Source organism: Cyanobium sp. Copco_Reservoir_LC18 (genome assembly GCF_009834675.1).
In the GTDB taxonomy this organism is placed as follows: Bacteria; Cyanobacteriota; Cyanobacteriia; order PCC-6307; family Cyanobiaceae; genus Cyanobium; species Cyanobium minutissimum.
In genome coordinates this window covers 68,300-83,486 of the sequence record NZ_ASAC01000014.1, presented here as the reverse complement: position 1 = coordinate 83,486, position 15,187 = coordinate 68,300, and the positions used below count along the sequence as shown (strand labels likewise).

Annotated in this window: 13 protein-coding genes and 1 tRNA gene; 4 read left to right on the top strand and 10 right to left on the bottom strand. The window is 61.4% G+C overall.

What is annotated here, in order from left to right:
- Positions 1–29: 29 nt before the first annotated feature.
- On the bottom strand, positions 30–1,214 hold the full coding sequence (locus L107_RS07895; RefSeq protein ID WP_159817678.1) for a glycosyltransferase: 1,185 nt from the start codon (positions 1,212–1,214) through the stop codon (positions 30–32).
- Complete coding sequence (locus L107_RS07890) at positions 1,211–2,710, bottom strand: hypothetical protein (RefSeq protein WP_159817676.1); 1,500 nt, start codon at positions 2,708–2,710, stop codon at positions 1,211–1,213. The genes L107_RS07895 and L107_RS07890 overlap by 4 nt, the downstream gene beginning before the upstream one ends.
- Before the next feature lie 418 nt (positions 2,711–3,128).
- Between L107_RS07890 and L107_RS07885 the strand changes: the two genes are divergently transcribed.
- Positions 3,129–3,200: transfer RNA gene (locus tag L107_RS07885), tRNA-Gly, on the top strand.
- Here the strand turns inward: L107_RS07885 and L107_RS07880 are convergent.
- A complete protein-coding gene (locus L107_RS07880; protein ID WP_159817674.1) occupies positions 3,192–3,668 on the bottom strand; it encodes a GNAT family N-acetyltransferase in 477 nt (158 codons plus the stop codon). The two genes, L107_RS07885 and L107_RS07880, sit on opposite strands and share 9 nt — an antisense overlap.
- A gap of 175 nt (positions 3,669–3,843) precedes the next feature.
- Between L107_RS07880 and secA the strand changes: the two genes are divergently transcribed.
- Entirely contained in the window at positions 3,844–6,678 is a 2,835-nt protein-coding gene (secA, locus tag L107_RS07875; RefSeq protein ID WP_159817672.1) for a preprotein translocase subunit SecA, read from the top strand.
- A 60-nt stretch (positions 6,679–6,738) separates the two neighbouring features.
- Here the strand turns inward: secA and L107_RS07870 are convergent, their stop codons facing one another.
- The gene (locus tag L107_RS07870) at positions 6,739–8,124 is read right to left on the bottom strand and encodes an FkbM family methyltransferase (protein WP_159817670.1); all 1,386 of its coding nucleotides are present in this window, start codon (positions 8,122–8,124) and stop codon (positions 6,739–6,741) included.
- A gap of 83 nt (positions 8,125–8,207) precedes the next feature.
- On the opposite strand from L107_RS07870, the gene L107_RS07865 reads away from it, so the two are divergent.
- Complete coding sequence (locus L107_RS07865) at positions 8,208–9,563, top strand: FkbM family methyltransferase (RefSeq protein WP_159817668.1); 1,356 nt, start codon at positions 8,208–8,210, stop codon at positions 9,561–9,563.
- Here L107_RS07865 and L107_RS07860 read toward each other — a convergent pair whose 3' ends face one another.
- The 6 genes from L107_RS07860 to L107_RS07835 form a co-directional block, all read right to left on the bottom strand.
- Positions 9,564–10,940, bottom strand: a complete 1,377-nt coding sequence (locus L107_RS07860; protein ID WP_159817666.1) for an ABC transporter ATP-binding protein — start codon at positions 10,938–10,940, stop codon at positions 9,564–9,566.
- A gap of 1 nt (position 10,941) precedes the next feature.
- On the bottom strand, positions 10,942–11,748 hold the full coding sequence (locus L107_RS07855) for an ABC transporter permease (RefSeq protein ID WP_159817664.1): 807 nt from the start codon (positions 11,746–11,748) through the stop codon (positions 10,942–10,944).
- Positions 11,745–12,506 (bottom strand): serine O-acetyltransferase, encoded by a 762-nt coding sequence (gene cysE / locus L107_RS07850; RefSeq protein ID WP_159817662.1) that lies wholly within the window; start codon positions 12,504–12,506, stop codon positions 11,745–11,747. Before cysE ends, L107_RS07855 begins: the two co-directional genes overlap by 4 nt.
- Positions 12,507–12,517: 11 nt before the next feature.
- Complete coding sequence (locus L107_RS07845) at positions 12,518–12,931, bottom strand: type II toxin-antitoxin system VapC family toxin (RefSeq protein ID WP_159817660.1); 414 nt, start codon at positions 12,929–12,931, stop codon at positions 12,518–12,520.
- Complete coding sequence (locus L107_RS07840; protein ID WP_236550574.1) at positions 12,932–13,165, bottom strand: type II toxin-antitoxin system VapB family antitoxin; 234 nt, start codon at positions 13,163–13,165, stop codon at positions 12,932–12,934.
- Positions 13,166–13,275: 110 nt separating this feature from the next.
- Positions 13,276–14,265 (bottom strand): GntR family transcriptional regulator, encoded by a 990-nt coding sequence (locus tag L107_RS07835; protein ID WP_015109798.1) that lies wholly within the window; start codon positions 14,263–14,265, stop codon positions 13,276–13,278.
- 103 nt (positions 14,266–14,368) lie between these two features.
- Here L107_RS07835 and L107_RS07830 point away from each other — a divergent pair, with 103 nt between their 5' ends.
- Positions 14,369–15,178 (top strand): dienelactone hydrolase family protein, encoded by an 810-nt coding sequence (locus tag L107_RS07830; RefSeq protein ID WP_236550573.1) that lies wholly within the window; start codon positions 14,369–14,371, stop codon positions 15,176–15,178.
- The last annotated feature ends 9 nt before the right edge of the window (positions 15,179–15,187 follow it).

The window sequence follows — 15,187 nt, the reverse complement described above, 5'->3', positions numbered from 1 at the left end:
ACGAGGCTGGCGTGGATCGCGTTGGATGGTCAGGCCAGAAGACCGTCGAGAGGAAGACAACCTGAAAGGTACCTCTCCTCTGGTGGCTGGAGGGTCGGCGCCACCTCGAAGACTCTCTTCAGGAATCGGGAGGCAAGGTTTGCAGTGAAGGCTTCCATGAGGGCGTGCCGTGTTCTCGCTGCACTGCGCCGGCGACCATGGAGGAGTTCGAGAATGGCCTGAAGGCACTGCTGGCCATCGTAGCCATCCACGATCAGGTAATCAGCCTTCTCCGCATAGCACAGAATTTCTGGTATCGATGTGGATCCAGAGGTGATAACAGGGCAGCCTTGTGCCAAGGCCTCGACAACTGGATAGCCAAATCCTTCCAGCAGTGAGGGATAAAGCAAGAACTCTGCGCAATGGAGATAGCAGCCCATCCCCAAGCGATCAAAGCGGATCTGCCGTACGCCAAAGTTGAGTCGACTATGAAATAAACGGATCTCTTCCGGGCTCAACTCTTCTCCCGAAGACAGCACAAGGCCAACGGGAAGGGTCTGATGGCAGATGCTGGAGCTTGCCAACGCCTTGTGCAACAGGTCAATGTTCTTGTATCCATGGCGATTGCCCACAAAGGCAATGTAGGGATAGGTCAGCCCATGCTTCTGCCGGAACTGAAGTCGCTCGTGTGAGCTGGGGAGCCGGAACTCGTCCTGTCCGATGATGGGATAAAAGATGTCGTCATACGTGGATCTGATGCGAGGGTAAAACTTTTGTGCATCGTCGGCTGTGGCCTTGGAGATGGCGAATGTGTGAGACAGGGACTCCATGTAGAGCGCCTTTGCTGCCCACATGGCATGGGTTTCGATGATGTTGAGGTGCTCCGGTATGAAGTCATAGGCCATTCCTATGTTGGTGACTCCATAGGCAAGGGTGTAGAAACTGCTGATGAATGCTGTGGCTCCCAAATCTTGGCAGAGAATTCCTAGGTGCCTATAGTCGGAGAGGGCACAACGATAGTCAAAGAAAGAATAAAATAGCTTGTTAATATGTTTGTACTGGGCTTCTCTGAGCGGCCGTGATCGGCCACGGATCAGCAGGTAAACCTGTAGGTCTGGTTCGGGGTGCGTGTCCAAGTGTTCGTCAATCTGCTCCAGGAGTTGCCGCCAATACTTTGCGATTCCTGACCACTCATTGAGTTGGAAAAAAATTCCATCGATGACCAGGATCTTCATGGCTGTTTGATGGCCGACAGGGCTGCAAAAAGCTGCAGATGCTCGGCGTCTTTGCGCCGACAGTGGGCGGCAACAAAGGACTCGGGCAACGCGATATCAATCGCGTCCATGAGCTTGAGATAATGGGGATCGGAGCAGATCTTGTGCTCCCATTCGCCCGCAGTGGCCGGCCTTGTTGAGAGACCGGAAGGGTTGTTGTAATAGAGGCTCAATGGGATAGAGACGACTTCGGCCGGATTCTCATGGCGCTGACTGACGCGGTACCAGAAATCAGCATCACCGGCCGACCGGTAGCTTTTGTTGAACATGCCGCAATCTTCCGGGCGATGGAGTGACTGCCTCCACATGGGGCTGCTATGGGGGAGATTCCTGTAGACGATCGTCCGCTTGTTGATGACAGGAATCTGGGTGCCATTGGCTCGGTTTTCCTCGTAGAGGTCAACGATGCTCTCCTTGGGGGTAAAGAAGTAGAGGTAATCAGTGACAACCAGTTGTCGATTGGGGAATGTCTTGAGGGCGTCGGCCTGCACGTCCAGGCAAAGCGGATGCCGCCGGTCATCAACGTTGAAATTCGTCAAGTAAAGGACTGATTCGCCGGCGGCCTCAATCGCGATGTTCCAGGCTTCGTAAATTCCGCTTCCAAGCGCTGTGATGAAGTGGCTTTGGTGGAAGTGGTCAGTATCCAGCGCTGTACGGATCTTCCGTTCAGCTTCCTCGGACATTCCCGCATTGACAATGACTGGGATCAGTCGCTGTGGATTCTCGAGTTCCTTGAGATTGCTCAAGAAACCGTTTAGGTAGCGTTCTGGATGAAAACAGGAGATAATGATTCCGACCTTGTCTTCGTTGTCGGCGGCTCCGATGCCGGTGTCCATGGAGCCTTGGGTTCGGCTCCGGATGCTCCGAAGACTTTTCTGAAGCTCCCTCGCCTGTCGTGTGGTCGCCTGATAGTGCTGCGCCTGATTCCCATTGGCGGCGGATCCGACCAGCCCTTCCGTCGGCGACTTGCTGATCATCCTGTAGGACAGTCCCTCGAAGACTCCAGCGACAGGCAGGTGGCTGGGGGGCGCCAGGGCCGAACGAGGGCGTCGGGTCACCAGTGCCACCAGGGCGACCAGCCTTTTGGTGGCGTCCTTGATGCCGACCAAGCGATGAACAAGTTGAGCCCGCAGATAATGGAGAACCTGATCCAGGATCGGAGGACGACCTTCGCTGGCGGCAAGGCCTGGCTCCTGGTTGGGGGGATCGTGCCGTTCCAGGAACTGAGCCTCCGTGATCAGGCATACCTTGTAGCCAAGAATCGGGTGACCGATCCTTTGCAGCAGTCGATGGCATGTGCGTGCAATCCTGCGATCACGGCGTGTGGCGTTCCGAACGATGGAACGATGCACCGCCCGGTAGGAAACGGGAAGCAAAGTTCGACCTGGGAGGGCCAGCCCAGGACGCATCGCTTTCACCATTCTGCGCGCCAGCTTTTTCGACCATGCCAGGCTCATCGCTTTGCCCCGTGATCAAGGGTGGCACCCACCATGGCGCAAGGGCGCTGGCCCGGGCGTGTCGGATGCGGGTCGCCACCTCTCAGAAGGATGGGCTGATGAAGCCTCATGGCTTGGGTCCTCCGTGGCGTGACCGGCGACGGACGGCCTGTCAGCCGAGAATCCCTTCGCGCCCCCCGGGTGAGGGAAGCGGCCGTGAGCGCATGTTGCCATGACCCTTGCACGGCCAAGCCCGGCGGCGTCCCTTGAGAGCCATGGCTGTTCATGGCACCCGACCATAGCCGTGGCGTCCACCGGGCCCCTCGACTGCCCTGGGCGGCGGCGTGGGGGATTTGACCAAGGGGCCCCCTGTGGTGCATTCTCATCTCACCAGGCCGACCTGGTGGGGCACGCCGCCCAGCGGTATCCTGCCTCGATTGCGGATGTAGCTCAGTGGTAGAGCATCTCCTTGCCAAGGAGAGGGTCGAGAGTTCGAATCTCTTCATCCGCTTGTCTGTTCCAGCCTCGTCTTCAGCATCAGCCGCTGGCTGTCCACCCGGCTGAAGCCCAGCTTCCCGTAGAAGCCCTCGCCTGTGGTGGTCATCAGGTAGACCCGTTCGGCCGCCGCCACCTCCGGGCAGGCCAGCAGCGTCTCGACGATCCGCCGGCCGACCCCCCGGCCCTGCTGGTCCTCGGCCACCACCACGTCCCAGAGCACGGCGCGGAACACCCCGTCACTGGTGGCACGCCCGAAGCCCACCAGGGTTCCCGCCTGCCAGGCGCTCACCACCACCTGGCTGCCGCTGAGCATCCGCCCCAGCTGGGAGGCACTGCGGCCGGTGGCCCAGAAGCTGTGGCCATCGAGAAGGGCTCCGAGGGCCGCCAGCCGCCAGTGCAGCCGCAGGCACAGCCGGCTGTGGCGGACCAGCCGGATCGGGGCGATCGAGGGGGCCTGGGGCCCGGGGGTGGCACTGCTCAACGGACCGGGATGGGGCGCATCAGCTGCGAATCCTGCTTGGCGGCCGGTGCCGCGGGCCCCTCGGGTGCGGATCCCCGGTGCCAGATGAGCTGAGAACCCTTGCAGCAGCACGATTCTTCGCTCTCGGCCACCATTTTGCGGTGGTAGGGTGAGGGGATACGGACAGGCCCTTTCCATGCTCAAGCTGCTGCTGGGTGATCCCAATGCCCGCAAGCTGAAGCGTTACCAGCCGTTGGTGTCCGACATCAATCTGCTGGAGGAGGAGATCGAGCCCCTCAGCGACGAGGAGCTGCGGGGCCTGACGGCCGAGTTCCGCCAGAAACTGGAGAAGCCCGAGACGGCGGCCCGGCGCAAGGCCCTGCTCGATGAGCTGCTGCCCCAGGCCTTCGCGGTGGTGCGGGAGGCGGGCAAGCGGGTGCTGGGCATGCGCCACTTCGACGTCCAGCTGATCGGCGGCATGGTGCTGCACAACGGCCAGATCGCCGAGATGAAGACCGGCGAGGGCAAGACCCTGGTGGCCACCCTGCCGGCCTACCTCAACGCCCTCACGGGGGCCGGGGTGCACGTGGTCACGGTCAACGACTACCTGGCCCGCCGTGACGCCGAGTGGATGGGCCAGATCCACCGGTTCCTGGGGCTGAGCGTCGGCCTGATCCAGCAGGACATGAGCCCGCCGGAGCGGCGGCGCAACTACGCCTGCGACATCACCTACGCCACCAACTCGGAGCTGGGCTTCGACTACCTGCGCGACAACATGGCGAGTGACATCGCCGAGGTGGTGCAGCGCGATTTCCATTACTGCATCATCGACGAGGTGGATTCGATCCTCGTGGACGAGGCCCGCACCCCCCTGATCATCTCCGGCCAGATCGAGCGGCCCCAGGAGAAGTACATGCAGGCGGCCCGGATCGCCGCGGAGCTGGAGCGCGCCGCCGAAATGGGCAAGGACGGCATCGATCCCGAGGGCGACTACGAGGTCGACGAGAAGCAGCGCAACGTCACCCTCACCGACGAGGGCTACCAGAAGGCCGAGCAGCTGCTCGGGGTCCAGGACCTCTTCAACCCCCAGGACCCCTGGGCCCACTTCATCAACAACGCCCTCAAGGCCAAGGAGCTGTTCGTCAAGGACGTCAACTACATCGTGCGGGGCTCCGATGCGGTGATCGTCGATGAGTTCACCGGCCGGGTGATGCCGGGGCGTCGCTGGAGCGATGGCCTGCACCAGGCGATCGAGGCCAAGGAGTCCCTGCCGATCCAGCCCGAGACCCAGACCCTGGCCAGCATCACCTATCAGAACTTCTTCCTGCTCTACCCCCGCCTCGCCGGCATGACCGGCACCGCCAAGACCGAGGAAGTGGAGTTCGAGAAGACCTACAAGCTGGAAGTGGCGGTGGTGCCCACCAACCGGGTCCGCTCCCGCTCCGACTGGCCCGATCAGGTCTACAAGACGGAAACGGCCAAATGGCAGGCCGTGGCCGCCGAGACCGCCCAGGTGCACAGGAGCGGTCGGCCGGTGCTGGTGGGCACCACCAGCGTCGAGAAGTCCGAGCTGCTCTCCACCCTGCTGCAGGAGCAGGCGATCCCCCACAACCTCCTCAACGCCAAGCCGGAGAACGTGGAGCGGGAGGCGGAGATCGTGGCCCAGGCGGGCCGGGCCGGCGCCGTCACCATCGCCACCAACATGGCCGGCCGGGGCACCGACATCATCCTGGGGGGCAACAGCGACTACATGGCCCGCCTCAAGCTGCGGGAAGTGCTGCTGCCCCGGCTGGTGCGCCCCGAGGAAGGCCATCGCCCGCCGGTGCCCCTGCAGCGCTCCACCGAGGCGCCGGCCGGCTTCGGCGGCGCCGTGGCCCCCAGCTCCCGGCCGGCCAGTGAGGCCCGCGCCATCGGCAACCTCTATCCCTGCAGCCTCTCCGAAGAGACGGAGAAGGCCCTCGCCGGCTTCTCCCGCGACCTGGTGGCGGTGTGGGGAGACCGCACCCTCACGGTGCTCGAACTCGAGGACCGCATCGCCCAGGCCGCCGAGAAGGCCCCCACCGACGATCCCCAGATCCAGCGGCTGCGGGAACTGATCGCCCAGGTGCGCGCCGAGTACGACGTGGTGGTGAAGCAGGAGGAGGCCCAGGTCCGCGCCGCCGGCGGCCTGCACGTGATCGGCACCGAGCGCCACGAGTCTCGCCGGGTCGACAACCAGCTGCGGGGCCGTGCCGGCCGCCAGGGCGACCCCGGCAGCACCCGCTTCTTCCTCTCCCTGGAGGACAACCTGCTGCGCATCTTCGGCGGCGACCGGGTGGCGGGCCTGATGAACGCCTTCCGGGTGGAAGAGGACATGCCGATCGAATCGGGCATGCTCACCCGCTCCCTGGAGGGGGCCCAGAAGAAGGTGGAGACGTACTACTACGACATGCGCAAGCAGGTGTTCGAGTACGACGAGGTGATGAACAACCAGCGCAAGGCGGTGTACACCGAGCGGCGCCGGGTGCTGGAGGGACGGGAGCTCAAGCAGCAGGTGATCGGCTACGGCGAGCGCACCATCGACGACATCGTCGAGGCCTACGTGAACCCGGATCTGCCGCCCGAGGAATGGGATCTCACCCGCCTGGTGGAGAAGGTCAAGGAGTTCATCTACCTGCTGGCCGATCTCTCCCCGGATCAGGTGAGCGGCCTGTCGATGGAGGAGCTCAAGGCCTTCCTGCAGGAGCAGATGCGCAATGCCTACGACATCAAGGAGGGACAGATCGAGCAGATGCGGCCGGGCCTGATGCGGGAGGCGGAGCGCTTCTTCATCCTGCAGCAGATCGACACCCTCTGGCGTGAGCACCTGCAGGCCATGGAGGCCCTGCGGGAATCGGTGGGGCTGCGGGGCTACGGCCAGAAGGACCCCCTGATCGAATACAAGAACGAGGGTTACGACATGTTCCTGGAGATGATGACCCAGATGCGGCGCAACGTGATCTATTCGATGTTCATGTTCCAGCCCCAGGTGCCACAGGAAGTGGCAGTCTGAATGCTTCAGGCGGTGATGGACGGCCCCTGATCCGGTGGGCGTTCGATCGGCAGCTGATCGTCAGTCCGTCAGCAACTTGTCCAATTGCTGTTTAAGCTTCGATTTCCAGGTTGGTGGTTGTTCGATCGGGGAGCCGTTTGCTTTCACAGCGTTGTGAGGCTCCCGCTCACCAGTCACTTGGCCATCCTGGTTTTGCCTGGAAGCGCTCTCACTTATCTCTCTCGCTTCATACTCTTCAACCAATTCCTTGAGCTCTGCCACCTGGTTGATGGCCAGTTGGAGGGATTGCTGGGATTGCTCTCTGAGGTTGTGGATCTCCTTTTGGCATTGCTCATTCAAGACCCAGTTCGCTGTCAGCAACCGGGCCCGTAGCTGAGCTGTGCTTTCTAGGGGATCCTTGTCTGAAGGTTGAGCCATCTGATCGGCGAAGGAGATGGAAAGGAGATCTCGGGGTGAGCGATTGGCTTCGAGGCTCGCAGCCATGTTAGCTGGGGGCTTCACCAGATCCAGTACTTCATTGGAAACGAAAAAGTCGTCCCATTCAAGACCGAAACATGCATAGCCGTTGCGGTGCAGAAACTCTCTGATGTCGTAACGCGTGGGACCGAAATTATGTTCAACTGAGAGCATCATCGGCCTGTGCTGGCTGAAAGGCCAGGCTTTGATGATTTCGTATTCACCGCCCTCAATGTCCAATGAGAGGTATTCGAAATCTGCAGGTACATCGTACTCTCGGCAGAGACTTTCTACGCTGATGGACTGAACTTCATGGGTAAGGTCCAGAGCCTTACAGGCAGCGAGGAACTCTGCGTGCGAGTCTGCCTGGGAGGACTCTATGCAGGATCCGTAGACATTTCCGGTAATCAAGGTCAGAGATTGATTGTCATTGTGTGGGGTGATCGCGCGTTCAACGATGCGCGAGCGCCGCGAGTGTCGCATGTCTTGGCAGAACCCAGGCGATGGCTCAACCAGTAGCCCCCTCCAGTCAAAGAAGTGCTCCAGGGAGTAGGTATTGCTGATGATGGTGCCGTTCCCGCACCCCAGTTCAATAAAGAAACCGCCCTTCCGAAAGTCCAGCAGTCCAGCCACCAGTTTGTCTTGTCCCAGCTGGGAGACCCATAGGGCTTCCCGCAGAGCCACTGGCCGCTCCTCCGCATAGCATCGCAGCATGTGATCGGGATCTGCATTACCCAACACAGTGGAGATCATTCCTTCCAGTCCTCTGCTCGAATAGAGGACGTACTGATTGACGGCTTCGATAAAGCCTGTGGCATTCTGAACTGAGCTCTTCAGACTCTTTGAATCCATCGGAAAATTCTTCTGAGTTGTGGTGTGAGAGGATTCCTGGCCTCTTGAGATCTGTCCTGCTTTTGATTCTACATGGCCCTCGTCGGGGGCTTGGAGCACCTCATCGCTGCGATTCTGGCAAGCAATGAGGCCACGCAAGGCTGGGGTGCTTGATGGGATGGCACCGACGTCGGAAGAAGGCACTCCTTGGCGGTAGGATCTATTCAGCGGTGACTTGGATGATGGCGCCTTCAGCATGGATTTCCAACTTGAGCGGTGCGGTCATTCACGTTGGCGCTCACTTTGCTGAGGAGGCTTCCGCTTACCACGATCTGCGGCTTTCTGTCCTTTGGATTGAGGCCTGTCCAGCTTTCGCCCGACAGCTGGCCCATGCCATTGATGCCTATGAGCAGCAGGACTTCCGCATTGCGGCCCTTTCTGACCGATACGGTGATGTGCGTCGGTTCTATCTGAGCAGCAATTCTGATGGTGCTTCCAGCAGCTTGAAGGATTTTGGCCCTGACGCCAACAGGATCTGGCCTACGCTCGGACTCCATCATGTGTCTGATCTTCCGGTGGTCACAACGACACTCGACCATCTGATGAGTGCCGAAGCTGCCTGGGTAGCAGAGAATCAACCGACGACTTTGATTCTTGATGTCCAAGGATCTGAACTAGAAGTCCTGCAGGGAGCTACTGGTTCCCTCTGGCGATTTGACACCATCATCATCGAGGTATCCAGTGTCAATGTCTATCAAGATGCCACCTCCGAGCAGCCTGTTCACAACATCCTTACGGCCATCGGTTTTGAGCGGAAGGACTATTCTGCCCATGTGGAGGGTCATGGCGATGCGCTCTATGTACGCGCCTCAGCCACGGCTCATGATTTCGATTTTGAGCGCGACGCCTATCTTGAGATCAATGAGGCCCGCTGGAAGCATGTTGCTGGACATGCCTTGATCCAATCTGATCACAGCGTCCTTGAGTTGGGCTCTGGACCGGGCTGGTTCACCCAGAAGCTCCTGGAGACAGGCTGTCTGGTGACCAGTGTCGACGGGCGACCCGAGAATATTCGGGCTATCAATCAGACTCTTTCGAGCGAGGAGCGGCGCCGCTGGATTGGCTATACTTATGATGCCAATCAGATGATATCCCCCGCCGGCCTGCACTACGACTGCGTTTTTGCCTATGGTGTGCTTTACCATCTTTCTGCACCGGAACGCTTTCTCCGCATGCTTCGGTCTGTAGAACCGTCTTTGGTGATTCTGGAGACTTGCGTCACGCCAGATCCATTGACAGATGCGGATGCGGTGAATTTGGTGCCAGAGCCGGCGTCGGTTGGTTCCCAATCAACAACCGGAGTGGGGTGCAGGCCAAGCCGTCTGCTGATCTGGAATCAGTTGCAGGCCCTGTTTCCCCATGTTTACAGTTTTCACACGACTGTGGAGCATCCGCAGTTCCCCGATGACTGGACGCTGCCAAGACAGGAAGATTATTCCGAGTTCACGCGGATGTTGTTCGTCGGCAGCGCTGAACCTTTCTCTGATCCAGCGCTCGTGCCTCACTTGGTCTTGAAGCATGAAAAAATGCGGGTGTGATCAGGTAGGCGTCATTTCAATCGAGAGCATCGGTATCCCGACGAGTCCGAAGGATTTCGCTCCCTCAGATTGAAAGCAGACTGCCTTGGGGCTGAGTTGCAGACAGCGCCAGTCCAGCTGGACTCCTTCGGCCACTGCCACTTCAACGGTGTATTCGCCATGGGTGAGATGAGGCCAGTAGAAGCGAAACTGGCATTCGCAGACTTGTCCTTGTGACAGGCTTATGGACCCTGGCGGATGGCTGATGCAGGTGTTGTCGCCAAATAGATTCTGGCCCATGGCATTCCTGATGGTGAAGGCAAAAATCGGAGCATCCACAGCTTTCAAGCAGCGGGCTTTGATCATGAGCGACACCTTCTCCCCAGCCGTGAGCAAGCGGGTTGACTTTTCATCAACAAGAAAGTCCACTTCCAGAAGTTCAGCTTCGCCTGTGCCGTAGGCCTCACTGGCATCAAAGATAAGTTCTGGAAAGTGCGCCCGCGAAGCCAGATTGGAGTCGTCAAGGATAGCTTTCCGAAAGTCCGGCTTCTGTTCGGATGTTGTTGCCTGACTCTGGGCTGATATCAGATTCTGGGATTTTGATGGCAGTGGCTTCACATCTTTCTGGTTCGAAACTTGCTCGGAACCAGTCTGTATGCCACTCATCTCAGAATAGAGGTCCTTCAGATAGATGAGAATCACGTCGCGGGGAGTGCCTTGTGCCGCGATGCGACCATCACGAAGCATCAGGCTTTTGTTGCATATTGACGTGACAGCTGACGTGTCATGACTGACAAAAAGAAGGCTGTTGTCTTCGGCAAACCTTTTGATGAAGCGCATGCACTTCTGGGTGAAGAAGATGTCTCCTACACTGAGTGCTTCGTCAATGATGAGGATGTCGGCATTGATGTGGGCAATCACGGCAAAGGCGAGTCTTACCTGCATGCCGCTGGAGTAAGTCTTGACAGGCTGGTGAACGAAATCGCCGATATCGGCAAAGGCCAGGATGTCATCAAGGCGCGATTCGACATCCTGCCTGGATAGGCCGTAAAAGGACCCGTTCAGGTAGACGTTTTCCAGGCCTGTAAATTCTGGGTTGAAGCCACTTCCCAGTTCCAGGAGAGCTGCAATTCTTCCATTGGTTGTGATACTGCCTGAGGTTGGTGTCAGGGTTCCACAGATGAGCTGAAGTAGGGTGCTCTTGCCGCTTCCATTGCGTCCAATGACGCCTAGGGTTTCACCGCGGAGCACCTCAAAGCTGACGTCTTGCAGGGCCCAGAACTCGCGGAAATACTGACGGCGTTGTTTCCAGAAAGCTTGCTTCAGTCTGTCTTTAGGATGATCAAAAATGCGATAGCACTTGCTCAGTTCTTGAACGCTGATGGTGACTAAAGACATATCACATTACGTCGGCGAAGCCCCGTTTGGCCTTCAGGAAGCAGCGAAAGCTGAATTCGCACAGGAACAACCCAGCAATGGTTCCCACCAGGGCATAGACGCCGGAGAGAAGCCGCCCCTCAATGGCCACCATTCTTGTCTGTTCAATGACGATTGCCAATGGGTTAAGTTGCAGCAACGGTTGCCATTGAGGGGGCAGGGCGGAGAGAGGAAAAAAGATGGGGCTTAGAAACATCAGCATGCTCATGGCAACTCCCGTCACCTGTCCGATGTCCCGAATGAAGACTCCCAGGGCTGATAGAGCCCATGTCACAGCCAGTAACCCAAGCACAAGTGGTAACCATGCCAGGGGGACCAGGAGGATCGTCGGCTCAAGGGAACGGTAGGCGACGAGCTGAAAGAGGATCAGAACAAGAAGGCTGACAAGGCCGTGCAGGCCCGCACTGAAGACGGTGACAGCCCCCATGACCTCCAACGGGAAGACAACCTTCTTGACATAGTTTGGGTTGCTGAGGATCAGTTGTGGAGCTTTGTTGATGCATTCCGCAGCCAGGTTGAAGACGATGAGGCCGGCGAACAATTGAATCGAGTACCCCATTGTGTCGCCGCTCTCGGCTCCAGTCCCCCACCTGGCTTTGAAGACATGGGCAAAGACAAAGGTATAGATCGCCAGCATCGCCAAAGGATGCAGGAAGCTCCAGCCTACGCCAAGAAGTGAACCACGATACCGCCCCAGCACCTCCCTCTCTGTGAGGCGCCAGCACAGCTCACGCTGCCTCCACAGGGCTCCCGGAAATTTCAGTCTCATGGTGTCGAACCTACGTCGGCGTCATCGCCCACGCCGAGGAACTCCAGGATTTCCCGATCCTTGAGGTTCTGGGACTGGCCGACGCAGGGCTCCTTCAGGGGGCTGCCGGCTGCTACCTCCTGCAGGCAGGCCTGCAGCCGGTTGACGTCGTTCTCCAAGCTGTCGATCCGCTCCATCAGGTTGCGGATCACGGCCGCCTCCGCATCCGGCAGGGCGGAGTGGGCCAGGGGATCGATCCGGGCCCCCGACTGATGGATCACCCGGCCGGGGATACCCACCACGGTGCTGTCGGCCCCCACGTTGCGCAGCAGCACCGATCCGGCGCCGATGCGGGTGTTGGTGCCCACGGTGATCGCCCCGAGTACCTTGGCCCCCGCCCCCACCACCACGTTGTCCATCAGGGTGGGGTGGCGCTTGCCGTGCTCCTTGCCGGTGCCGCCGAGGGTCACCCCCTGGTAGAGGAGGCAGTTGTCGCCGATGACGCTGGTCTCGCCGATGACCACCCCCATGCCGTGGTCGATGAACACGCCGCGGCCGATCCGGGCCCCCGGGTGGATCTCCACACCGGTGAGCAGCCGGCCCAGCTGGCTCAGCAGCCGGGGGATCAGGGGCAGGCCCATGCGCCAGAGGCGGTGGCTGACGCGGTGCAACTCCAGGGCGTGGAACCCCGGGTAGCAGAGCAGGATCTCCAGGGTGCCCCTGGCGGCCGGGTCCCTCTGCCGGATGATGGCCAGGTCGGCCCGGAGTGCATCGAGCATGGTGGATTCCTTCAGGTGCTCGGTTCGGGAGATCGCACGTCGGTGCAGGTGAAGTCATCCCCCTTGTAGAGCAGCGGCATGTTCAGGGCCCTGGCCAGTCCGTAGCTGAAGCAGTCCCCCAGATTCAGGCCCGCCCGGTGGCGCCCCTTGCCGAACTCGCGCCAGCCCCTGAGCGCCCACATCAGATGGTTCTGATCAAAAGGAATGACCTGAACCTCCAGGGCCTGGCAGAGGGCTTCAACAGCCTCGCTGGAGGCGCCGAAACGGCTTCCCTCGGCCACCAGGGAGGCTTCCAGCTTCGTTGCCGACGACATCAGCAGCATCGGCGCCTCCGCCATCCGCACGGACAGTGCCTCGGCCTCCTCTTCCTTGAGCAGCACCGCCAGAAAAGCTGAGGTGTCGATGACGATGGGGGATGGGGGCATTCAGATCGGCAGGCCACGGTCGTCGTAGAGGCTGTCCTGCAAGTCGCTGGAGGAACGCGGATCCTTGATCGGCAGCTCAGAGAAGCGCGCCTGGATCTGGCGGATGGCCTCCAGTCTGGTGGAGCGAATGTCCTCGGGACCAGGCGCTGTGGTTCTGGTGAGTTCCGCCCCCAGGGCCTGACGCACGGCCTCCGTCACGCTGGTGCCCCGGCGCGCCGCAAGCTCCCTGGCCATGGCATGAACCTGGGGGTCCTTGATGTTCATCCCCATGGACGCACATGGTAGAAACCATCTATAGTCTACCCAGGATCTGCCCTCCCCTGACCGGCACCTGGCCTGCGGGTTCAGGCCGCCAGGAGGCCGATCTCCTTGCGCAGTTGGTCAATGGTGGCGCTGCCAAGGTAGCTCTGAGCACAGTGCACCATGGGCAGGCGCATCAGCTGGGCGCGGTTCTGGCGCAGGGTCTGCTCCACCAGGGGCAGGCTGGGTTTGTCGCAGATCACGTGGCTGGAGGCCCGCAGCAGGGCCAGCAGGCGGCTGCTGGTGTCGGGATTGGCCGTCATCACCAGCAGTTCGTTACCCCGCATGCTGTGCAGGATCACCTCGGCGGCCCGCAGGATGCCGGGGCTGATGCTCACCAGGCCCACGCAGCTGCCGGGGCGCAGCTCCTTGAGCATGCCCAGCTCGTGGCCGAAGTCGTTGAGATCCACCGGCACCGCCCGCACGCCGTGCACCTTGGCGATCTGCTCCACCTCCTGCAGGAAGTAGCGGCTGGTGACCACCGTGCCCTTGCTGGAGGTCTCCAGCACCGACTCGAGCTCCTCGATCGGCACCACCTCGACGGGCACCTCCAGGCTGGGCTTGAGTTCCTCGGCGATCAGGATCGAGGCGCCGATGTCCTCCCTTGAGGTGCTGACCAGCACCCGGGCGCCGCAGCGCAGCCGCCAGTCGATCTCGCGGGTGAGCAGCTCCCGTGCCTGCTGCAGGGTGCAGCCGGCGTTGAGCAGGCCGTCGACGCTCTGGCGCACCTCCCGGTCGATGTCCGGCAGGGCCTTGCTGCGCAGGCCCGGCGGCGGCTTGATCTCGCGCGGGTTCTGCTGGTCGCGCACATAGATCCCCGAGCCGGCCATGGCCTCCACCACGCCGTCGGTCTCGAGCTGGCGGTAGACCTTGCTGATCGTGTTGCGGTGCAGGCCGGTCTGCATGGCCAGCTGGCGGGTGCTCGGCAGCCGGTGGCCCGGTGGGTAGTGCCGGGCGGCGATGGCGAAACAGATCTGGTTGTACAGCTGGGTCGACGCCGGGATGTCGCTCTCCTGCTGAATGTGGAATCGCACGCCGGAGGGGCCAGGTGGGTCTGGCGGCCACCCTAAGGAGCTTTGGGCCCCGTGACAATTCCCCCGTTGGCATACGACCATGTGCCGGTTGCCCTGTGCCGGTTTGTCCCCCTCCGCCTGCGTCGCCTCCTGGCAGACCCTTGACCCCCGGCGGCCGGAGCAGGTGCCGCTGCGCTGCTGGTGGGCCCGCCCCGCCGACGGGCCGCCCCGGGCCGGCGTGCTGGTGCTGCCGGAGGTGTTCGGCCTCAACGGCTGGATCCGGGGCGTGGCGGAGCGGCTGGCGGCGGCGGGCTACGGGGCACTGGCGGTGCCCCTGTTCGCCCGCACGGCCCCCGATCTGGAGCTGGGCTACGGATCCGATGACCTGGCCCTCGGGCGCAGCCACAAGGAGCGCACCCGCACCGACCAGCTGCTGAGTGATGTGGGCCTCGCCGCCGACTGGCTGCGGAGCCAGCTGTCCCCCGGGGCTGCGGCCCCAGGCCTGGGGTGCGTGGGCTTCTGCTTCGGCGGCCACGTCGCCCTGCTGGCGGCCAGCCTGCCGGCGGTGGCCGCCACGGTGGATTTCTACGGGGCCGGCGTGGCCTCGGGCCGCCCAGGCGGCGGGCCCCCCAGCCTGGAGCTGGTGCCGACGATCGGCGGCACCCTGCTGTGCATCTGCGGCCGGGAGGATCCCCTGATCCTGGCCGCGGACGTGGCGGCGATCGCAACGGCCCTGGCCGCCGCCAATGCCGCCCGCGCCGCGGCCGTGACGGCTCGGCGGCCGCACCGGCTGGAGGTGCTGGAGGGGGGGCACGGTTTCATGTGCGCCGCCCGCTCCGACCACCACCCGGCTTCGGCGGCGGCGGGCTGGTCCCTGCTGCTGGACACCTTCGCGCAGCAGCTGGGGCCGGAAAGGCTCCAGGCGGAAGGCTGAATCGGCCCT

Excerpts from the sequence above, each read along its gene's own strand:
- L107_RS07840 (WP_236550574.1), bottom strand. The coding sequence starts at position 13,165 with ATGGCCAGGGAGCTTGCGGCGCGCCGGGGCACCAGCGTGACGGAGGCC.
- L107_RS07855 (WP_159817664.1), bottom strand. The coding sequence starts at position 11,748 with ATGAGACTGAAATTTCCGGGAGCCCTGTGGAGGCAGCGTGAGCTGTGC.
- L107_RS07860 (WP_159817666.1), bottom strand. The coding sequence starts at position 10,940 with ATGTCTTTAGTCACCATCAGCGTTCAAGAACTGAGCAAGTGCTATCGC.
- L107_RS07865 (WP_159817668.1), top strand. The coding sequence starts at position 8,208 with ATGGCGCCTTCAGCATGGATTTCCAACTTGAGCGGTGCGGTCATTCAC.
- L107_RS07890 (WP_159817676.1), bottom strand. The coding sequence starts at position 2,710 with ATGAGCCTGGCATGGTCGAAAAAGCTGGCGCGCAGAATGGTGAAAGCG.
- cysE (WP_159817662.1), bottom strand. The coding sequence starts at position 12,506 with ATGCTCGATGCACTCCGGGCCGACCTGGCCATCATCCGGCAGAGGGAC.
- L107_RS07845 (WP_159817660.1), bottom strand. The coding sequence starts at position 12,931 with ATGCCCCCATCCCCCATCGTCATCGACACCTCAGCTTTTCTGGCGGTG.
- secA (WP_159817672.1), top strand. The coding sequence starts at position 3,844 with ATGCTCAAGCTGCTGCTGGGTGATCCCAATGCCCGCAAGCTGAAGCGT.
- L107_RS07895 (WP_159817678.1), bottom strand. The coding sequence starts at position 1,214 with ATGAAGATCCTGGTCATCGATGGAATTTTTTTCCAACTCAATGAGTGG.